The following is a 21263-nucleotide window of genomic DNA, read 5'->3' on the forward strand; positions in this document are numbered from 1 at the left end:
GGCAAGGGCGCGTGGCTAAACAGAAGACGTTGTACATCTGCAGTGAATGTGGCGGTCAGTCGCCGAAGTGGGCCGGGCAGTGCCCCTCATGCAATGCGTGGAACACGCTGGTGGAATCGGTTGCGGAGGCGCCGTCCACGCATCGCTTCCAGTCGCTCGCGAAGAGTGCGCCGGTGCGGCGTCTCGCCGATATCGAAGCGTCCGACGTGCCGCGCTTTTCGACCGGCGTCAGCGAGTTCGACCGTGTGCTGGGCGGTGGTTTGGTGCCGGGCGGCGTGGTGCTGATCGGCGGCGATCCGGGTATCGGCAAATCGACGCTGCTGCTGCAGTCGCTCGCGGAAATTGCCGCGGACAAACGCGCGCTTTATATCAGCGGCGAAGAATCGGCCGCGCAGATTGCGTTGCGTGCGCAACGACTTTCGTTGCTGGAGCCCGGCTCGAAGGCGAGCGAATTGCAGCTGCTGGCGGAAATCCAGCTCGAGAAAATTCAGGCGACCATCGCCGAGCAGCGGCCGGACGTCGCCGTGATCGACTCGATTCAAACCGTTTACTCCGACGCGCTGACCTCGGCGCCTGGCTCGGTCGCGCAGGTGCGCGAGTGCGCGGCGCAATTGACGCGCATCGCCAAACAGTCGGGCACCACGATCATCATGGTCGGCCACGTGACCAAGGAAGGCGCGCTCGCCGGGCCGCGCGTGCTCGAGCACATCGTCGATACGGTGCTGTACTTTGAGGGCGACACGCATTCGTCGTATCGCCTCGTGCGGGCGATCAAGAACCGCTTCGGCGCGGTCAACGAACTCGGTGTGTTCGCGATGACCGAGCGGGGCTTGCGCGGTGTCGCCAATCCGTCGGCGTTGTTTTTGTCGCAGCACGAGCAATCCGTGCCGGGATCGTGCGTGCTGGTGACGCAGGAAGGCACGCGGCCGCTGCTGGTCGAAGTGCAGGCGCTGGTGGATGCGGCCAACGCGCCGAATCCGCGGCGCCTTGCCGTGGGGTTGGAACAGAATCGTCTGGCGATGCTGCTGGCGGTGCTGCACCGGCATGCCGGCATTGCCTGTTTCGACCAGGACGTGTTCCTGAACGCGGTGGGCGGCGTGAAGATCACCGAACCCGCCGCCGACCTCGCCGTGCTGCTCGCGATTCATTCTTCGATGCGCAACAAGCCACTGCCCAAGGGGCTCGTCGTATTCGGCGAAGTGGGCCTCGCCGGCGAAATCCGGCCGTCGCCGCGTGGTCAGGATCGTCTTAAGGAAGCCGCCAAACTGGGCTTTTCGGTGGCGGTCATTCCAAAGGCCAACGCACCGAAACAGCCGATTGAAGGCTTACAAGTTGTTGCGGTGGAGCGGATCGAACAGGCCATCGATCGGGTCCGCATGCTTGACTAGACGGGGTTCCGGCGCCTGCGGGCGCCTGTCCGCCCGTAATGGCCAGTAAATATCTCCATATTGGCTGTAACCTACCCGACATTCCTTTTTCCTAAGCTGGCAGGGTATTGCATCCCTTCTGATGCCCGAAAAAGGATCGCGCCTTGAAACAGTCATACGAAACCGCGGCCGAGCGGCCCATGCAGGTGCGCGGCTGCCGCGTCTCCGAGCCGATTCGCCAGCCTTGGGGTGGTGCCTGCCGGATTGTCGAGTGGATCGACACGACCGGGCAAATTTCGCGCCGGGTGGTGGCCGAAGATGTAACCGCTGCCGAAGTCCGCGCGACGATCAACCGTCACGTGGAAGGCCGCAAGCATGTCCTGTACGACGACGAAAAAACGCCGCGCCAGGTTTTGCCGCGGCAGACGGCAGTGCGGCGCTGAGGTTTTGCACGGCGGGGTAGTGCTTAACTGTTCTGGCCTTCGGTCATCGACGCATACGCCTCGCGATTGAACAGCGGATGCTGCGCGGCTTCCGCCGGTGTCAGCACCGGCGAGACGCAGCAATCCAGCGATTCCAGCAGCAATACCCATTCTTCCAGCGGCCGCTTGCCGATCAGGTCGGCCAATTCCTGCGTCAGCGCTGCGGCGTCCGGGCCGCCGATCGCTTGGCCGAGGCTCCAATGCCGCGTCGCCCATTCGGGCCGGTCCAGCGCCATGCACAGCGTTTCCCAGAACTTCAGTTCGAGCGCGCCGACGGCGAGCCAGCGATTGTCGAGCGTTCGATACAGGTTGTAGCAGGGCACGCCGCCGTTCAGCAGACTGGCGCCGGCTGCGGGCGCGGCGCCCTCATTGGCGAGCGCCACTTGCGCGACGACGTTGTGCGCATAGGTGGCGTGCGTCATCGATACGTCGACGAAGCGGCCCTCGCCGCCACGCGACACGTGCCATAGCGCGGCGAGAATCTGCGTCACCGCGCTCAACGCGCCGCCGAGCAGATCGGCAATCTGGAAATTCGGCAGAATCGGCGTGCCGTCGCGGCTCGCCAACTGATCGAGCACGCCCGCGTAGCCGATGTAGTTCAGATCGTGGCCGGCATGGTCGACAAACGGACCACTGGCGCCGTAACCGCTGATCGCGCAGTACACCAGCCTCGGATTGAGCGCGCGCAGGGTTTCGTAGCCGACGCCGAGGCGCTCCATCACGCCGGGACGGAAACTTTCGATCAACACGTCTGATTCGGCCGCCAGCGCGCGCAATACATTGCGTCCCGCATCCGATTTGAGGTCGAGGCGCGTTTCGCGCTTGCCGCGATTCACCAGCCGGTAAAACGCGCCGGGGCGGCCTGCCACGCGGTCGCCGGACGACTGCATCATCGTGCGGGTGGGGTCGCCCGCGCCGGGCGCTTCGATCTTGAGCACTTCTGCGCCGAGTTCCGCAAGCCGCAAGGCGGCGACCGGACCCGGCAGCAGGCGCGTCAGGTCCAGCACGCGCAGGCCTTGCAGCGGGGCAGGCGCCGCTGTGGACGACGACGCAACCGATGGCGCGGCTGAAGCAGCAGGCGACTCAGACGAGGACGCAGACGAGCTCACGGGTGACAAGGGCTACCTCCGATCGATGCCGGCGCGGACCGCGAACAGCCTGCCGCTAGCCGATTTGTTCGAGTTCCTCGTGAGTCTCGAGCCATTCGGCTTCGAGCGTTTCGAGGCGCGCGTTCACATCTGCCTGACGGCGGATCGCCTCCGTCAGTTTGCTCTTCTGCTCGGGCTCGTAACTGGCCGGATCGACGACGAATGCATCGAGCTTCGCCTTTTCCGCGTTGAGCGTGTCCATTTCCTTTTCGATCTTGGTGATGCGGCTTTGTAGCGGTTTTTTCAGGTGTGCGAGCTTCTGACGCGTTTCCGCTTCGAGACGGCGTTGCTCCTTGCGATTGACGCCGCCGTCTGCGCTGTCAGCGGCGCTCGACGCCGTGCCCGCCTTGAGCGCCGCGCGCTGGTCGGCGGCATGTTGCAGCAGCCAGTCGCGGTAGTCGTCGAGATCGCCGTCGAATTCCTGCAGGCGATGCTTGGCCACCAGCATGAACACGTCGGTGGTGGCCCGCAGCAGATGCCGGTCGTGCGACACCAGAATCAGCGTGCCCTCGAATTGCGCAAGCGCCATGGTCAGCGCGTGACGCGTTTCGAGATCCAGGTGGTTGGTCGGCTCGTCGAGCAGCAGCAGATTCGGCTTTTGCCAGATGATCAGCGCGAGCGCCAAACGGGCTTTTTCGCCGCCCGAGAAGGGCGCGATTTTCGCGGTGGCCATCTCGCCGGAAAAGTTGAAACTGCCGAGGAAGTCGCGCAATTCCTGTTCGCGCGTATCCGGTGCAAGACGCGCCAGATGCTGCAGCGGCGTGTCGTCCGGACGCAGCGTTTCGAGCTGGTGCTGCGCGAAGTAGCCGATGCGCAGGCCTTTGCCTTCGCGCACATGGCCGCCGAGCGCTTCGAGCGTGCCGGCGAGCGTCTTGATCAGCGTCGATTTGCCCTGGCCGTTTGCGCCGAGCAGGCCGATGCGCTGACCGTTCTGGATCGACAGCATCACATGGTCGACGATGGGGATTTCGCCGTCTTCACCGCGATAGCCGCAGCGCACGTCTTCCATCACCATCATCGGATTCGGTGCGGAATCGGGCGTGCGGAATTCGAACGTGAATGGCGAGGACGCATGCGCCGGCGCGATCATCTCCATCTTTTCGAGCGCCTTCACGCGGCTTTGCGCCTGCCGTGCCTTGGTGGCCTGCGCCTTGAAACGATTGATGTAGCTCTGCAGATGTTCGACCGTGCGCTGCTGCTTCTCATACGCGCTTTGCTGCAAGGCGATCTGTTGCGCGCGCAGGATTTCGAACTGCGAGTAGTTACCGCCGTAACGCTTGATCTGCCGATGCTCCAGATGCAACGTGACGTTGCAGACCGAATCGAGAAATTCGCGGTCGTGCGAGATCACGATCAGCGTGCCCGGATAACGGTGCAGCCAGTCTTCGAGCCAGACGATCGCGTCGAGGTCCAGGTGATTGGTCGGTTCGTCGAGCAGCAACAGGTCGGAGCGGCACATCAGCGCCTGCGCCAGATTCAGCCGCATGCGCCAGCCGCCCGAAAAGCTGCTGACCGGCTCGCGCGTCTGTTCGAGCGTGAAGCCGAGACCGAGCAGCAAGGCCTCGGCGCGGGCGGGCGCGGTGTAGCCGTCGGCGTCGGCGAACGCGGCGTGCGCTTCGCCTTCCGCGGCGCCGTCATGCGCGGCCGAGGCTTCGGCGATGCAGGCTTCGATCGCGCGCAACGCGGCGTCGCCGTCGAGCGTGTAGGCGAGGGCGGTTTTGTCCGCGGCGGGCGTTTCCTGCGCCACGTGGGCGATCTGCCAGTTCGGCGGGATCGAGAAATCGCCGCCGTCGGCGTGCAGTTCGCCGAGCAGAACGGCAAACAGCGTCGACTTGCCCGCGCCGTTCGCCCCCACCAGACCGGCCTTCTCGCCGGGATTGAGGGTGAACGTGGTGTTTTCAAAGAGCGGCTTGGTGCCGCGCGCGAGGCTGAACTGGTTAAAGCGGATCACGAAGAGGCCGACTGAAGAAAAACGCTATTTTAGACTGCTGGGGCTGACACCGGGCGCCCGGCCAGGATTGGCCATTCGGCCGACTGTACCGGCGCGGCTTTTGGCATAGACTGACGGCTTTCACGGGGAGAGCATATGACATCGATTTATTCGTTTTCTGCACGCACGCTCGGCGGCGAGGAAGTGAGCCTCGAGCGCTATCAGGGCAAGGTCTTACTGATCGTCAATACGGCAAGCGAATGCGGGTTCACGCCACAGTACGCGGGTCTGCAAAAGGTTTATGACACTTACGCGGCGCGCGGACTCGCGGTGCTCGGTTTTCCGTGCAACCAGTTCGGCAAGCAGGAACCGGGTGACGCCACGCAGATCGGCAGTTTCTGCGAAAAGAATTACGGCGTGACCTTTCCGATGTTCGACAAGATCGATGTGAACGGCGCCAACGCGCATCCGTTGTTCCGCTACCTGACGGGCGAAGCGCCGGGCTTGCTGGGGCTCGAAGCGATCAAATGGAATTTCACCAAGTTCCTGATCGGCCGCGACGGCAACGTGGTGAAGCGCTATGCGCCGCTGACCAAGCCCGAGGCGATTGTCGAGGACATCGAAAAGCAGTTGTAACGCACGGCGCGGTGGCAGGGACGCTACAGGATCGGCGAGAACAACCGCGCCACGTGCATCAACACGCGCCGCAGCGCGCTCGCGTTGCGGTACTCGGTGCGGTCGATTTCGAGCGACTCCGCGAAGTCTTTGAGCAGCATTGCTTCGACATCTTTGGCGAAGCCGCGGTCCACGGTCAGCACCATGATCTCGAAGTTCAAGCGGAACGAGCGGTTGTCGAGATTGGCGCTGCCGATGGCCGCCGCCGCGCTGTCGATCAGCACGACCTTCTGATGCAGGAAGCCCGGCTGGTAGCGGAAGATGCGGATGCCCGCGCGCAGCGAGTCGTACGCATACAGTTTCGAGGCGGCGAACACCACGCGGTGATCGCGCCGGCACGGAATCAGAATGCGCACATCCACGCCGCGTAGCACGGCCAGGCGCAACGCGGAGAATACGGCTTCGTCGGGGATGAGGTAGGGCGTGGTGATCCAGATCCGCTCGCGTGCCGCGTTGATCGCTTCGACGAAGAAGAGCGAGCAGGTCTCCTGTTTGTCGGCCGGACCGCTCGGCACGACGAGGCAGTGCATGCCTTCGTCGTCCGGCTGGAAAGCCGGCATCGCGAACTCGGGCAACTGCTGGGTCGCCCAGTGCCAGTCCTCGGTGAACACGAACTGGATGCTGGCGACAGCCGGGCCGCGCACTTCGATATGCGTATCGCGCCATGGCGACAGGGGCGGCTTGCTGCCGAGATATTCGACCCCGACGTTATGTCCGCCGACAAACGCCCGCTCACCGTCCACCGAGACGATCTTGCGGTGATTGCGGAAGTTCAGCTGCAAGCGGTTCACGAAGCGGCGATTGGTGGCGAACGGGTGCGTCTCCACGCCGGCCGCGCGCAGCGCCGCCACGTAGCGGTGGGGCAGATCGAAACTGCCGATGCTGTCGTACAGGAAATAGACGCGCACGCCTTGCTGCGCTTTCGCGATCAAAGCGTCTTTAAGCATCTCGCCGAGCGCGTCGTCACGCACGATAAAGAACTGCACGATCACGTAATTGCGTGCGCCTTCGATCGCCTCGAAGATCGCCTCGAAAGTGGCGGCGCCGTTGACCAGCGTGCGCACGGAATTTCCCGGCAGGAACGGCATGCCGCCGAGGCGCGTGAGCGAATGCACGAGTCTTGCGCCAAGTTCCTGGGTAGGCAGCCCGGCCGACGAGGCCAGCGTGTCCCATGCCTGAGGATGGGCGCGCGTGCGCAGCAATTCGTTTTCGATGCGGCGAGCGTCCGCGTAACCCTGGAATTTGCTGCGGCCGAGGAACAGATACGGGACCAGCGTGAGATACGGCATGGCGACCAATGAGACGGCCCATGCGACCGCGCCTTGCGATGTGCGGGTGTTCAGAATCGCGTGGCACGCCGCCACCACGCCGAGAATATGGGCGAGGGCGACCAGCGTGCCGATGTGAAGCAGGTCGAATTCCATAGGCGGACGAAGGGTTGGCAGGGCGCCGCCGCTGCTGCCTGACGGCGCAGCGTGCAGCTGACCGCGCCCATCTTACCGAACGTGCGTGCGTTGGGGTGGTGTGATGGTTCAGCTTCTTCGGGGATTCCGCGAATGCGGGGTGTGCGGGCGGGGGAGAGACGGGTGGTGCCGGCGTGTGCGGGCGGCGCTGGCGTGGGCTGGTTATGAGCTGCGACACGCGCGGCAGGCAATGAACGTCTGCCGCGCGTGTCGTGCGATAAAGCGGTCCGGTAGTCCGGCAACCAGCGATCCAGCAACCGGCGGTTCAGCGATAAACGTTATACCGGCAGATCCGCGGCCTGAATCAGGAACACGTTGTCGTCACCGGCACTCGTCGACAGCCAGACCAGATCGAGGCCGCCGAAGGCCGCTTCGACGTTCGCGCGCTCGTTGCCGATCTCGACCACCAGCACGCCGTCTTCGGTCAGCCAGTTGCGCGCTTCGGCGATGATCCGGCGCACGATATCCATGCCGTCCGCGCCGCCTGCCAAAGCCATATCCGGCTCGTGCTTGTACTCCGCGGGCAGTTCCTGCATGGAAGTGGCGTTCACATACGGCGGATTGCTGATGATCACGTCGTAGCGGCGCTCGGCGAGCGGCGCGTACAGGTCGCCTTCGAAGAGGGCGATGCGGTCGTCCAGATGGTAGTCCGCGACGTTGCGCGTGGCCACTTCGAGAGCGGGCGCCGAGAGATCGACGGCGTCGATATCCGCATTCGGGAAGGCGTGCGCCGCGAGGATCGCGAGGCAGCCGGAGCCGGTGCACAGTTCGAGCACGGCGCCGACCTGTTCAGGATCTTCGACATACGGCTGCAGACCGTCCTGCAGCAACTCGCCGATGAACGAGCGCGGCACGATCACGCGTTCGTCCACGTGGAAGCGAAAGCCGTGCATCCATGCTTCCTGCGTGATGTACGCCGCCGGCACGCGTTGGCCCGCGCGGCGCTCGATCACGTTCAGCACGGCGTCGACCTCGGCCGGGGAGAGACGCGCGTCGAGGAACGGCTCCAGCAGATCGAGCGGCAGATGCAGGGTGTGCAGGATCAGATAAGCGGCTTCGTCGTAGGCGTTGGCCGAACCGTGGCCGAACGACAACTCGGCCTGGTTGAAGCGCGACACCGCGAAACGCAGCAGGTCGCGGACAGTGGAAAACGGGAGCGTCATCGCAGAAATTCCTTGGTCAGGCGATCAGTTGTTCGAGCACGCGGCGATACACGTTCTTCAGCGGCTCGATGTGTGCGACTTCGATATGTTCGTCGATCTTGTGGATACTGGCGTTCAGCGGGCCGAATTCGATCACCTGCTCGCAGATGCGGGCGATGAAGCGGCCATCCGAGGTGCCGCCGGTGGTCGACAGTTCGGTCGTGACGCCGGTTTCGTCCTTGATGGCCTTAGCCAGGGCGTTCGACAGGTCGCCGCGCGGTGTGAGGAACGGCAGGCCGCTCACGGTCCATTGCAGGTCGTATTCGAGGTTGTGCTTGTCGAGGATCGCATGGACGCGAGCCTGCAAGCCTTCCACCGTGCTCGCCGTCGAGAAGCGGAAATTGAACATCACGTCCGCATGGCCCGGAATCACGTTGGTCGCGCCAGTGCCGCTATGGATGTTCGACACCTGCCAGGTGGTGGGCGGGAAGTACTCGTTGCCGTCGTCCCAACGTTCGGCGACCAGCTCGGCCAACGCGGGCGCGAGCAGATGCACCGGATTTTTCGCCAGATGCGGATAGGCGATATGGCCTTGCACGCCCTTGACGATGAGCTTGCCCGACATGGAACCACGCCGGCCATTTTTCACCATGTCGCCGAACTGCGCGCTCGAGGTCGGTTCGCCGACGATGCAGTAGTCCATGCGCTCGCCGCGTGCCTGCAGCGCCTCGACGACCTTGACGGTGCCGTCGGTGGCGGGGCCTTCTTCGTCGCTCGTGATCAGGAATGCGATCGAGCCGCGATGCGCCGGGTGCGCCGCGACGAACTCCTCGCTTGCCACCACGAAGCCGGCGATCGACGATTTCATGTCCGCCGCGCCGCGGCCGTAGAGCTTACCGTCACGATGGGTCGGCTCGAACGGCGCCGAGTGCCATTGTTCGAGCGGGCCGGTCGGCACGACGTCCGTGTGGCCGGCGAACGCGAGCAGCTTGCCACGCGTGCCGTCGACGCCGCGTTTGACGGCCCACAGGTTGGTCACGCCGTTCGATTCGATCGTCTCGTGCTCGAAGCCGAGCGCGGACAGGCGTTCGATCAGGAGACGCTGGCAATGCTGGTCGTCGGGCGTGACAGACGCGCGCGCGATCAGTTGTTCGGTAAGGGCGAGGGTGCCGGACATGGATTCAGTACAAGCCACTTTGAAATGAAAAAATGCCGGCTGGCGGTTGGACACCGCAGCCGGCAACAGCTTTTAAGCAACGCGGCGAGGCCGCGTTTTACTACCCGTTGCGCTCGAGCGAGGCGCTGAGCCTGGCGTTCAGTCCCGCGCGTCGAGTCACGCAAGCGGGACTGCGCGCTAACAATCGGCGTCAGGCAAACAGCGCCGTGTATTCGTCCGCGGAAAAGCCGAGCGACTTGACCTTTCCGTTGACCACCAGCACCGGCCGCTTGATCACCGACGGCTTGTGAATCATCAACGCGATCGCGCCCGATTGCGTTTCCGCCGCCGCCTTCATGTCGTCAGACAGGCCACGCCAGGTCGTGCCGCGACGGTTCAGCAATGCGTCGAGCTTCACGTCCTTCAGCCAGTCCTGAACCAGCGGCTCGGTTACGCCGTGTTTCTTGAAGTCGTGGAACTCGAACTCGACGTTATGTTCTTCCAGCCACACACGGGCTTTCTTCACGGTGTCGCAGTTCGGGATGCCGTAGACGACGGTCTTGGTGCCGCGTGCCATCAGTCGCCTCGCAGCAGCTCGTTCAGGCCGACCTTCGCGCGCGTCTTGGCGTCGACCTTCTTGACGATCACGGCGCAGTAGAGGCTATGCGAGCCGTCCTTCGACGGCAGGTTGCCCGCCACCACCACCGAGCCCGCCGGAATGCGGCCGTACGTCACTTCACCGGTTTCGCGGTCGTAAATCTTGGTGCTTTGGCCGAGGTACACGCCCATCGAAATCACCGAGTTTTCTTCGACGATCACGCCTTCCACCACTTCCGAACGCGCGCCGATGAAGCAGTTGTCTTCGATGATGACCGGGTTGGCCTGCAGCGGCTCCAGCACGCCGCCGATGCCGACGCCACCCGACAGGTGGACGTTCTTGCCGATCTGCGCGCACGAACCAACAGTTGCCCACGTGTCGACCATCGTGCCTTCATCGACATAGGCGCCGATGTTGGTGTACGACGGCATCAGCACGACGTTCTTCGCGATGAACGAGCCGCGGCGCGCGATGGCGGGCGGCACCACGCGGAAGCCGCCGGCGGCGAAGTCTTCAGCGGTGTAGTTGGCGAACTTCGACGGCACCTTGTCGTAGAACTGCGAGTAACCGCCAGCCGGCTGCACCACGTTGTCTTCCAGGCGGAACGACAGCAGCACGGCTTTCTTCAGCCATTGATTGACGACCCAGTCGCCGTCCTTCTTTTCGGCCACGCGCAGCGCGCCCTTGTCCAGTTGCTCGATGGCGTGGGCGACGGCTTCGCGCACCTCGGCCGGGGCGGCCTTCGGCGACAGGTCGGCGCGGTTTTCCCAGGCGGTATCAATGATCTGCTGAAGTTGTTGCGACATATGCGTGCTTTTCTGAAGAGTTGAAGTCTGAAGAAGGGAGTGCGGTGCGCGGGGTTGCCGAATATGAAAATTCGCGAAAAACTCAACCCGCGAGCGCGCGGCAAAAATCGACGATCCGTTGTGCGCCCTGCGTGCATTCGTCGACATCGGCGACGAGCGCCATGCGCACGAAATTGCGGCCGGGGTTTACGCCATGCGCAGTGCGCGCGAGGAACGAGCCCGGCAGAACCGTCACATTATAGTCGGCGTAGAGGCGCTGGGCGAACTCGGTGTCCGTGAGGCCCGTGCGCGAGACGTCCGCCCACAGGTAGAACGCGGCGTCCGGCAAGCGTACGTCGAGCACCTCGGCGAGCATCGGCGTCACGGTGGAAAACTTCTGCACGTACTTCGCGCGGTTCTCCCGCACGTGCGTTTCATCATTCCAGGCCGCGATGCTGGCACTCTGGAACACCGTCGACAAGGCCGTGCCGTGGTATGTCCGGTATAGCAGGAAGTCTTTCAGGATCGCGGCGTCGCCGGCCACGAAGCCCGAACGCATGCCTGGCACGTTCGAGCGCTTGGACAGGCTCGACAGCATCACGAGGCGCTCGAAGCCGCGGCCAAGCTTGTGGGCCGCTTCCAGGCCGCCGAGCGGCGGATTGGCTTCGTCGAAGTAGATTTCCGAGTAGCACTCGTCCGAGGCGATCACGAAGCCGTAACGGTCCGACAGCGCGAACAGCTCGCGCCAGTCGTCGAGCGTGAGTACGGCGCCCGTGGGATTGCCCGGCGAGCACACGTACAGCAGCTGCGTGCGCGCCCAGATGTCGGCTGGTATCACCGAATAGTCGCAGGCGAAGTTGCGCGCCGGGTCGCTATTCACGAAGTACGGCTGCGCGCCGGCCAGAAGCGCCGCGCCTTCATAGATTTGGTAGAACGGGTTCGGACAGAGTACGATCGCAGGCTCGCCGTCAGCATTGAGCTTGGGGTTGATGACCGTCTGGGCGAGCGCAAAAAGCGCCTCACGCGAGCCCGCTACCGGTAGTACCTGGGTGGCCGGATCGACCGGTGGCAGGTTGTAGCGCTGGGTCGCCCATTTCGCGATCGATTCGCGCAGTGCCGGCGAACCGATGGTGGCCGGATACGCCGACAAACCGCCGAGCGAGGCGATCACCGCGTCGCGAATCAGCGCGGGCGTGGGATGTTTCGGTTCGCCGATGCCGAAGCTGATGTGCGCGAGGCCGGCCGGCGGCGTGACGTCCTTGAAAAGCGCACGCAGCTTTTCGAACGGATAGGGCTGAAGGGAGTCGAGTAGCGGGTTCACTGGGCGGATCGAGCCTGATCGAAGATGGGCGCAGAGGAATGCTGGCACGCATGCTGACCGTAAAACGCATGAAACACGCGAAAAGGGCGGCAGCGGCGGCGAGCGAATGATTATAGCGTGGCGGCGCGCACGGGAAATTCATGGTGGCGCCCGGCGTGTAAGACGCGGCGCAACCCGCCAGGCGGCGCAGGCAATGCGACGCAGCGGGAACGACGCGAACCGCAGACGGTTCGCGCAAAAAAGAAGCAGGAGCAGCAATGTTTGTAGCAGCAATGGAGACATCCGCACGATTCGGACGAAGCGGGCGCAAGAACCCCGCCGTCTGTAAAGTCAGCAGCATCGCCCGCAGGAGCAGCAACCGCCGCGGGAGCCTTACATCATGAGCAACTGGCTTCGCACAGGCTGGCCGACGCTTGCGATCATGCTGGGCGCCTCGGTATGGGGGATGATCTGGTACCCGCTGCGCATGCTGAATGCGCTCGGCGTGACCGGCACGGCGGCAAGCGCACTGACGAGCGCCGCCGGTTGCCTGTTCGTTCTGCTGGTGCGCTATCGTGCGCTCAAGACGGTGCGCTGGCACTGGCTGCTGCCGGCGCTTGCACTGGCCGCCGGCGTGACCAATCTCGGTTTCGTGTGGGGCTCGATCCACGGCGAGGTGATGCGCGTCCTGCTGCTGTTCTATCTCACGCCTGCCTGGACCGCGCTCTTTGCGCACTTCATCCTGCACGAACGGCTGACCTGGTCGGGCGCAGGCCTCGCCGCGCTGTCGCTCGCCGGCGCGATGACCATGCTGTGGTCGCCGCAACTGGGCCTCCCGGTGCCCGGCAACCTCGCCGAATGGGCTGGCCTCGCGGGCGGCATGGGTTTCGCGATGAGCAATGTCCTGATCCTCAAGACGAGCCGCGTGCTGCCTGAGATGAAGCCCGAAATGCGCACCGCGACGATCTTCGGCGGCGCGGCGATTTTCAGCGCCTGTGCATCGCTGTTCGAGGCGATGCCCGCACCGCCCACCGGCGCGCATCTCGGCACGGCCGCGTTACTGGTGCTCGGCCTCGGTTTTCTGCTGGCGTCGAACAATATGCTCGTGCAGTACGGACTCGCGCGCGTGCCGGCCAATCGGGCCTCGATCATCATGCTGTTCGAGATCGTGGTGACGGCCCTGTCGGCGTGGCTGTTCGCCGGCGAGTCGCCGGGTCCGCGCGAATGGGCAGGCGGCGCGTGCATCGTACTGGCGTCGGCATTGTCCAGTTGGGTGCACCGGACCAAGGCTTTACCGCCCGATCCGGCCAATCAGGATGCGGGTCTTGATGTTGACCGAGACGTCGACCGCGATGCCGACCTCGGTGCGGACCGTAAGGACGCTAAGAACCGCTCGCGCGCGATGGTATGATTGCCCCTCATTAGCCGGCGCATGCTTCATCGCGTGCAGTTGGCGCCCGTGTCGCGGGGGTTCGCGGGCCGTTTCGCTGCATCGGCGAACGGCTGGCGCGGCCTTCACGAGCCACCTTTTATTTTCCCTTTTCAAACAGCGAAATCGCCGTGCGTCTGACCTCGATCAAACTCGCTGGCTTCAAGTCATTCGTCGATCCCACGCATTTCCAGGTCCCCGGCCAGCTAGTCGGCGTGGTCGGACCGAATGGGTGCGGCAAGTCCAACATCATCGACGCCGTGCGCTGGGTGCTCGGCGAATCGCGCGCTTCCGAGCTGCGCGGCGAGTCGATGCAGGACGTGATCTTCAATGGCTCGACCGCGCGCAAGCCGGGTAGCCGCGCCAGCGTCGAACTCGTGTTCGACAACGCCGACGGCCGCGCCGCCGGGCAGTGGGGGCAGTATGCCGAAATCGCCGTCAAGCGCGTGCTGACGCGCGACGGCACCTCGAGCTACTACATCAACAACCTGCCGGCGCGCCGCCGCGACATCCAGGACATCTTCCTCGGCACCGGCCTCGGGCCGCGTGCGTACGCGATCATCGGGCAGGGCATGATCGCGCGCCTGATCGAGGCGAAGCCGGAAGAGCTGCGCGTGTTCCTCGAAGAAGCCGCGGGCGTGTCGAAGTACAAGGAACGCCGCCGCGAGACGGAGAACCGTCTGCACGACACGCGCGAGAATCTTATCCGCGTCGAAGACATCGTCCGCGAACTCAGTGCGAACCTCGAGAAGCTCGAGGCGCAGGCAATCGTGGCGACCAAATACAAGGATTTGCAGGCCGACGGCGAAGAGAAGCAGCGCCTGCTGTGGCTGTTGCGCAAGAACGAAGCCGGCGGCGAGCAGGAACGCCAGCAACGCGCGATCGAACAGGCGCAGATCGACCTCGAAGCGCAAACCGCGAAGCTGCGCGAAGTCGAAGCGCAACTCGAAACGCTGCGCGTCGCGCATTACTCCGCCAGCGACGCGATGCAGGGCGCGCAAGGTGCGTTGTACGAGGCGAATGCCGAAGTCAGCCGCCTCGAGGCCGAGATCAAGTTCATCGTCGAATCGCGCAACCGCACGCAGGCGCAGATTGCCGCGTTGACCGCGCAGCGCGAGCAGTGGCAGTCGCAAGCGCAGAAGGCGCAAGACGATCTCGCAGACGCTGAAGAACAACTGGCCGTCGCCGACGAAAAGGCCGCGCTGGCCGAAGACGAGGCCGCCGCCAAGCATGACGCGATGCCGGCGCTCGAAGCGCGCTGGCGCGATGCGCAGACCGAACTGAACGCCGAGCGCGGCGGTATCGCGCAGACCGAACAGGCACTCAAGCTCGAAGCCGCGCATCAGCGCAATGCCGATCAGCAATTGCAGCAGTTGCAGCAGCGTCACGAACGGCTGAAGTCGGAAGCGGGCGGTCTGGATGCCCCCGACGAAGCGCAGCTCGAAGACATGCGCGCGCAGCTCGCCGAACACGAAGAAATCCTGCACGACGCGCAGGCCCGTCTTGCCGACGCGCAGGAAACGCTGCCGCGTCTCGACGGTGAACGGCGCGCCGCTCAGGAGCGCGTGCAGTCGGAAAGCGCGCAGATTCATCAGCTCGACGCACGCCTTGCCGCGCTCAAGCAACTGCAGGAAAACGTTCAGACCGAAGGCAAGATCCAGCCGTGGCTCGAAAAGCACGAGCTGAGCGGCTTGCCGCGTCTGTGGAAGAAGCTGCACGTTGAAGCCGGTTGGGAAGCCGCACTCGAAGCGGTGCTGCGTGAGCGCCTCGCCGCCCTCGAAGTGTCGAACCTCGACTGGGTCAAGGCGTTCGCTACTGACGCGCCGCCCGCCAAGCTCGCGTTCTACGCGCCGCCCGCAGCTGGTCAGCCGGCTGCTGCGCCGGCGGGCTTGCGTCCGTTGTTGTCGCTGGTTCGTATCGACGACGCGGGCATTCGCGCCGTGCTGAATGACTGGCTTGGCCTCGCCTTCGTTGCTGACGATCTGCAGCAGGCGCTCGCTATGCGCGCGCAATTGCCGGAAGGCGGCTCGTTCGTCGTCAAGGCCGGCCATGTAGTGACGCGCGTCGGCGTCCAGCTGTATGCCGCCGATTCCGAACAGGCCGGCATGCTGGCCCGTCAGCAGGAAATCGAAAACCTGGGCCGTCAGGTGCGCGCGCAGGCCTTGCTCGCCGATGAGGCCAAGGCTGCCGCGATCCGTGCCGAAGCCGCGCACACGCAAGCCGCGCAAGCGTTGACCGATGTGCGTCAACAGTCGGAGCGTGCGACCCAACGCGTGCACGCCTTGCAGATGGACGTGCTCAAGCTCGCGCAAGCGCATGAGCGTTACACGCAGCGCAGCACGCAAATTCGCGAAGAGCTCGAAGAAATCACCGCGCAGATCGAAGAGCAGCGCGCTTTGCGTGGCGAATCGGAAGCGAACTTCGAGCGTCACGATTCCGAACTCGCCGAATTGCAGGCGCGTTTCGAAGATCACCAGATGGCCTTCGAAGCGCTCGACGAATCGCTTACTGCCGCGCGCGCCCAATCGCGCGATCTCGATCGGGCCGCCACCGACGCGCGCTTCGCCGCGCGCAACATGGCGAACCGCATCGACGAATTGAAGCGCAGCATCCAGGTCTCGCACGAGCAGAGCGAGCGTGTCGCCGCGTCGCTGGAAGATGCGCGCGCCGAACTGGAAACGATCAACGAGCAAACCGCACATACCGGTTTGCAGGACGCGCTCGATATTCGTGCGGTCAAGGAAGAAGCGCTGCACGCCACGCGTCTGGAACTGGACGACCTGACGGCCAAGCTGCGTGCCGCCGACGAAACCCGTCTGACCGCCGAGCGTGCGCTGCAACCGCTGCGCGACCGCATCAACGAATTGCAGTTGAAGGAACAGGCCGCGCGCCTGAACGGCGAGCAGTTCATCGAGCAACTGGCGGCAGCCGGCGTCGATGAGGCGGAGTTGCAGGCCAAACTCACGCCGGACATGAAGCCGTCCTACCTGCAAGGCGAAGTCACGCGGATCAACAACGCCATCACGGCGCTGGGTCCGGTCAATATGGCTGCGCTGGACGAATTGAAGGCGGCGACCGAGCGCAAGACGTTCCTCGATTCGCAATCGGCCGACCTGAACAACGCGATCGAAACGCTCGAAGACGCGATTCGCAAGATCGACGGCGAAACGCGCACGTTGCTGCAAGGCACCTTCGACGAAGTGAACCGTCATTTCGGTGAGCTGTTCCCGCGTCTCTTCGGCGGTGGCCAGGCCAAGCTGATCATGACCGGCGACGAGATTCTCGACGCCGGCGTGCAGGTGATGGCGCAGCCGCCGGGCAAGAAGAATTCGACGATTCACCTGCTGTCGGGCGGCGAGAAGGCCTTGACCGCCACCGCGCTGGTGTTCGCGATGTTCCAGCTGAATCCCGCGCCGTTCTGTCTGCTCGACGAAGTGGACGCGCCGCTCGACGACGCCAACACGGAACGCTTCGCGAACCTCGTGCGCGCGATGTCGGACAAGACGCAGTTCCTGTTCATTTCGCACAACAAGATCGCGATGGAAATGGCGCAGCAACTGATCGGCGTGACCATGCAGGAGCAGGGCGTATCGCGGATCGTCGCGGTCGACATGGAAACAGCGGCTGGTTTCGCCCAGAATATCGTTTAAGTTTTCGTTTAGGTTGATCATCGCGGGCGCCCGCGTTCAGCGCTGCGGCCATCGGCCGCGCGACACGTGGGGCGGGCGCAAAGCCGCGCAGACAGAAGAATTGCTGATGGAGCATGCATGGACGAGTTGACACTCGGTTTGATCGGCGCGGGTGCCGTGGTGGTCGGGGGCGTGGTCGTGTACAACGCATGGCAAGGCGCGAAGGTGCGCCGCAAGATGCCGCGTCCAATGCCGGCCGATACCGCCGAAAGTTTCGCGCGGGACGATCAGGAGGAGCAGAGCCCGTTTATCGAACCGGCCCGGCCGACCACGCGGCGCGAGCCGGTGGTGGGTTCGGAACAGGCGGCGGAGACCGCGGCGGCGCGCGTCGAACCGACTTTTGGCGCAACCGCCGCGCCGCTCGATACGCCGGCCGATATTCAGGCCGAGACGACTACGCCGAATGGCTATCCCGAAGCGGAAGGCATTGCTGAAGCGGAAAGCGGCCACGCCGCGACCGTCGATGAGCCGATCCTGCCCGCCGCCACGACGATTTCGTCGGCGCCGCCGGCTATCGTGGATCGCCGCATCGACTGCATCGTGCCGATTCGTTTGAACGGCCCGGTGGCCGGCGACAAGGTGATTCCGCTTGCGCAGCGTCTGCGCCGCGCCGGCAGCAAGCCGGTGCATATCGAAGGCAAGCTCGAAGGCGGCGCGTGGGAATTGCTGCAGAACGGCGCGCGCTATGAAGAGCTCCGCGCGGCCGCGCAACTGGCCAATCGGAGTGGCGCGCTCAACGAACTGGAGTTCTCCGAGTTTGTGACCGGCGTGCAGCAGTTTGCCGACGCGCTCGACGCGTCGCCGGAATTTCCCGACATGCTTGAAACGGTCGCGATGGCGCGTGAGCTTGACGGCTTCGCCGCGCAGTGCGATGCGCAACTGTCGATCAACGTGCTCTCCGACGGCGCGCCGTGGTCGGCCAATTATGTCCAGGCCGTCGCTTCGCAAGACGGCTTGCTGCTCTCGCGCGACGGCACGCGCTTCGTCAAACTCGACGCGAAGCAGAGCCCGGTGTTCATGCTGCAATTCGGTGACACCAATTTCCTGCGCGACGATCTGACTTACAAGGGCGGCCAGATGATCACGTTGGTGCTCGACGTGCCGGTCGCGGACGAAGACATCCTGCCGTTCCGCCTGATGTGCGACTACGCGAAATCGTTGGCTGAGCGTATTGGCGGCCGGGTGGTCGACGATGGGCGCCGTCCGCTGCCGGAAACCGCGCTGCTGGCGATCGAAAAGCAGTTGATGACGCTTTACGCGAAGCTCGAGCAGGCGGGTATTCCGGCGGGTTCGCCGGCCACGCGGCGTCTGTTCAGCCAGTAAGGGCTCCGCAATCGCGCAGTATTCGACGGCCGCACACTGTGCGGCCGTTGGCGTTTGAGGCGGCGTTTGGGGCGGAATAACGAACGCACGAAACTGGCCATTCGGCCGATGTAAAGGGGCACGCTTCCTGCGATAATCCAATGTCTGAATTCCTTTGAAGAAGCTTCCGACAGCATGGCCCGAACCCCCGCCTCCAACCCTGCAACCAGCACGCCCGCCGAGCGGGCCACGTGGCTGCGCGCGGAACTCGAACGCGCCAATTACGCGTACTACGTGCTCGACCAGCCCGACCTGCCGGACGCGGAGTACGACAAGCTGTTCAAGGAGCTGGAGCGAATCGAGGCGGAGCATCCGGACCTGATCGTGCCGGATTCACCCACTCAGCGTGTGGGCGGCGAGGCGTCGAGCGGTTTCGAGCCGGTCGTGCACGATCAGCCCATGCTCTCGCTGAACAATGGTTTTGCCGACGAAGACATCATCGCGTTCGACAAGCGCGTCGGCGACGCGCTCGGCAAGAACGCGAGCGAACCGCCGGTGCCGGTGGAATACGCCGCTGAACTGAAGTTCGACGGCCTTGCCATCTCGCTGCGTTACGTCGACGGCAACTTCGTTCAGGCGTCCACGCGCGGCGACGGCGCCACGGGCGAGAACGTCACCGAAAACGTCCGCACGATCCGTTCCATTCCGCTCAAGCTCAAGGGCAAACGCGTGCCGCAGGTGCTCGACGTGCGCGGCGAAGTGCTCATGTTCAAGCGCGATTTTGAGCGCCTGAACGAGCGCCAGCGGGCTGCTGAGCAGAAGGAATTCGCTAATCCGCGTAACGCTGCGGCGGGCAGTTTGCGGCAGCTCGATTCGAAGATCACCGCGCAACGGCCGCTGTCGTTCTTTGCCTATGGAATCGGCGTGGTCGAAGGCATCGAAATGCCGGCCACGCATAGCGAACTGCTCGACTGGTACAAGGAACTCGGCTTGCCGGTGAATGGCGAGCGCGCGGTGGTGCAGGGCGCCGAAGGTTTGCTGGGGTTCTTTCACGCGGTAGGCGAAAAGCGCGATACGCTGCCTTACGATATCGACGGCGTCGTCTACAAGGTCAACCGGCGCGATGAGCAGGACGCGCTCGGCTATGTCTCGCGCGCGCCGCGTTTTGCTCTCGCGCACAAATTCCCCGCGCAGGAAGCGCTGACCAAGCTCGTCGCAATCGACGTTCAGGTCGGCCGCACCGGTGCGATCACGCCGGTTGCGCGGCTGGAGCCGGTGTTCGTCGGCGGCGCGACGGTCACGAACGCAACCTTGCATAACGAAGACGAAGTGCGCCGCAAGGATATTCGCATCGGCGACACGGTGATCGTGCGGCGTGCCGGCGACGTGATTCCCGAAGTGGTGAGCGCGCTGCTCGACCGCCGCCCGGACGACGCCCGCGAGTTCGTCATGCCCACACACTGCCCGGTGTGCGGCTCGAGCATCGAACGGCTGCCGGACGAGGCGATTGCGCGCTGCACTGGTGGGCTGTTCTGCCCGGCGCAGCGCAAGCAGGCGTTGTGGCACTTCGCGCAGCGGCGAGCGCTGGATATCGACGGTCTCGGCGAAAAGATCATCGATCAGCTCGTCGAGCAGAACCTGGTGCGCACGCCGGCCGATCTGTTCAACGTCGGCTTCGCGACGCTTGCTGAACTCGACCGCTTCGCTGAAAAGTCCGCGCAGAATCTGCTCGACTCGCTCGAAAAGGCCAAGCACACCACGCTGGCGCGCTTTATTTACGCGCTCGGTATCCGACATGTGGGTGAATCGACAGCGAAAGATCTCGCCAAGCATTTCGGCTCGCTGAATCCGATCATGGACGCCTCGGTCGAAGAATTGCTGGAGGTGAACGACGTGGGTCCTGTGGTGGCCGAGTCGCTTCATCAGTTTTTCGCCGAAGAACACAACCGCACGGTAATCGAGCAACTCCGCGCACCGGGCAAGGTCACCTGGCCGGAAGGACCGCCCGCGCCCAAGGCGCCGCAAGGCGTGCTGGCCGGCAAGACGGTCGTCCTGACCGGCACGTTGCCGACGCTCGCCCGTGAAGAGGCGAAAGAAATGCTTGAAGCGGCCGGCGCGAAGGTGGCCGGTTCGGTGTCGAAGAAAACGGACTACGTGGTGGCCGGGGCCGAAGCGGGCAGCAAGTTGGCGAAAGCCGAGGAACTCGGCGTTCCCGTACTCGACGAAGATGGTATGCGTAAGCTCCTGGAGGGGCAGTTATGATCCGCGAAATTCTCAAGATGGGCGATCCGCGCCTTTTGCAAATTGCCGATCCGGTCGATCACTTCGACACCCCGGAGTTGCATGAACTCATCAAAGACATGTTCGAGACCATGCACGACGCGAACGGCGCGGGGCTCGCCGCGCCGCAGGTCGGCGTCAATCTGCAGGTGGTGATCTTCGGCTTCGGGCACAACGAGCGCTATCCGGATGCGCCGCCGGTGCCGGAGACGGTGCTGATCAATCCGACCATCACGCCGGTGTCGCAGGATATGGAAGAGGGCTGGGAAGGTTGCCTTTCCGTGCCGGGCCTGCGCGGCGCCGTGAGCCGGTTTTCGATGATCAAGTATCACGGCTTCGATCAGTACGGTAAGCCGATCGACCGCGTCGCCGAGGGCTTTCACGCACGTGTCGTGCAGCATGAGTGCGATCACCTGATCGGCAAGCTATACCCCATGAGGATCAACGATTTCGCGAAGTTCGGTTTCACGGAAGTTTTGTTTCCGGATATGGATCCGAATAGCGACGACTGATGCTG

At 64.1% G+C, this 21263-nt stretch carries 16 protein-coding genes; 8 read left to right on the forward strand and 8 right to left on the reverse strand.

Going from position 1 to position 21263, the window contains the following annotated elements:
- Positions 1-11: 11 nt before the first annotated feature.
- Positions 12-1388: a DNA repair protein RadA gene (gene radA / locus KHO33_RS26060; RefSeq protein ID WP_200565827.1), complete on the forward strand. Its 1377-nt coding sequence runs from the start codon at positions 12-14 to the stop codon at positions 1386-1388.
- Between the two features lie 143 nt (positions 1389-1531).
- A complete protein-coding gene (locus tag KHO33_RS26065; protein ID WP_154567293.1) occupies positions 1532-1810 on the forward strand; it encodes a DUF2866 domain-containing protein in 279 nt (92 codons plus the stop codon).
- Between the two features lie 23 nt (positions 1811-1833).
- Here the strand turns inward: KHO33_RS26065 and KHO33_RS26070 are convergent, their stop codons facing one another.
- Complete coding sequence (locus KHO33_RS26070; protein ID WP_054041055.1) at positions 1834-2871, reverse strand: CaiB/BaiF CoA transferase family protein; 1038 nt, start codon at positions 2869-2871, stop codon at positions 1834-1836.
- 142 nt (positions 2872-3013) lie between these two features.
- A complete protein-coding gene (locus tag KHO33_RS26075; RefSeq protein ID WP_200565828.1) occupies positions 3014-4948 on the reverse strand; it encodes an ATP-binding cassette domain-containing protein in 1935 nt (644 codons plus the stop codon).
- A gap of 135 nt (positions 4949-5083) precedes the next feature.
- Here KHO33_RS26075 and KHO33_RS26080 point away from each other — a divergent pair, with 135 nt between their 5' ends.
- The gene (locus tag KHO33_RS26080; protein WP_054041016.1) at positions 5084-5563 is read left to right on the forward strand and encodes a glutathione peroxidase; all 480 of its coding nucleotides are present in this window, start codon (positions 5084-5086) and stop codon (positions 5561-5563) included.
- 23 nt (positions 5564-5586) lie between these two features.
- Here the strand turns inward: KHO33_RS26080 and cls are convergent, their stop codons facing one another.
- The 6 genes from cls to dapC all read right to left on the reverse strand — a co-directional run bounded on the left by cls (position 5587) and on the right by dapC (position 12067).
- Positions 5587-7026: a cardiolipin synthase gene (gene cls / locus KHO33_RS26085; protein ID WP_200565829.1), complete on the reverse strand. Its 1440-nt coding sequence runs from the start codon at positions 7024-7026 to the stop codon at positions 5587-5589.
- Positions 7027-7343: 317 nt separating this feature from the next.
- Complete coding sequence (gene prmB, locus KHO33_RS26090) at positions 7344-8228, reverse strand: 50S ribosomal protein L3 N(5)-glutamine methyltransferase (RefSeq protein ID WP_054041015.1); 885 nt, start codon at positions 8226-8228, stop codon at positions 7344-7346.
- Positions 8229-8244: 16 nt separating this feature from the next.
- Positions 8245-9384: a succinyl-diaminopimelate desuccinylase gene (dapE, locus tag KHO33_RS26095; RefSeq protein WP_054041013.1), complete on the reverse strand. Its 1140-nt coding sequence runs from the start codon at positions 9382-9384 to the stop codon at positions 8245-8247.
- A 190-nt stretch (positions 9385-9574) separates the two neighbouring features.
- Positions 9575-9940, reverse strand: coding sequence for an ArsC family reductase (locus KHO33_RS26100; protein ID WP_054041011.1), 366 nt, complete (start codon positions 9938-9940; stop codon positions 9575-9577).
- A complete protein-coding gene (gene dapD / locus KHO33_RS26105) occupies positions 9940-10767 on the reverse strand; it encodes a 2,3,4,5-tetrahydropyridine-2,6-dicarboxylate N-succinyltransferase (protein WP_054041009.1) in 828 nt (275 codons plus the stop codon). Before dapD ends, KHO33_RS26100 begins: the two co-directional genes overlap by 1 nt.
- An 82-nt stretch (positions 10768-10849) precedes the next feature.
- Positions 10850-12067 carry a succinyldiaminopimelate transaminase gene (gene dapC, locus KHO33_RS26110; protein ID WP_054041007.1) on the reverse strand — a complete coding sequence of 406 codons (1218 nt, stop codon included), beginning with the start codon at positions 12065-12067 and terminating at the stop codon, positions 10850-10852.
- Between the two features lie 379 nt (positions 12068-12446).
- Between dapC and KHO33_RS26115 the strand changes: the two genes are divergently transcribed.
- From KHO33_RS26115 to def, 5 genes are all read left to right on the forward strand, one after another.
- Positions 12447-13457, forward strand: coding sequence for a DMT family transporter (locus tag KHO33_RS26115; RefSeq protein ID WP_054041005.1), 1011 nt, complete (start codon positions 12447-12449; stop codon positions 13455-13457).
- Between the two features lie 149 nt (positions 13458-13606).
- Positions 13607-17125: a chromosome segregation protein SMC gene (gene smc, locus KHO33_RS26120; RefSeq protein WP_200565830.1), complete on the forward strand. Its 3519-nt coding sequence runs from the start codon at positions 13607-13609 to the stop codon at positions 17123-17125.
- A gap of 117 nt (positions 17126-17242) precedes the next feature.
- On the forward strand, positions 17243-18487 hold the full coding sequence (locus tag KHO33_RS26125; RefSeq protein ID WP_200565831.1) for a cell division protein ZipA C-terminal FtsZ-binding domain-containing protein: 1245 nt from the start codon (positions 17243-17245) through the stop codon (positions 18485-18487).
- A gap of 174 nt (positions 18488-18661) precedes the next feature.
- Positions 18662-20728: an NAD-dependent DNA ligase LigA gene (gene ligA / locus KHO33_RS26130; RefSeq protein WP_200565832.1), complete on the forward strand. Its 2067-nt coding sequence runs from the start codon at positions 18662-18664 to the stop codon at positions 20726-20728.
- Positions 20725-21258: a peptide deformylase gene (def, locus tag KHO33_RS26135; protein WP_054041000.1), complete on the forward strand. Its 534-nt coding sequence runs from the start codon at positions 20725-20727 to the stop codon at positions 21256-21258. The genes ligA and def overlap by 4 nt, the downstream gene beginning before the upstream one ends.
- The last annotated feature ends 5 nt before the right edge of the window (positions 21259-21263 follow it).

Origin of the sequence: Paraburkholderia nemoris (genome assembly GCF_905221015.1) — a bacterium.
GTDB lineage: Bacteria > Pseudomonadota > Gammaproteobacteria > Burkholderiales > Burkholderiaceae > Paraburkholderia > Paraburkholderia nemoris.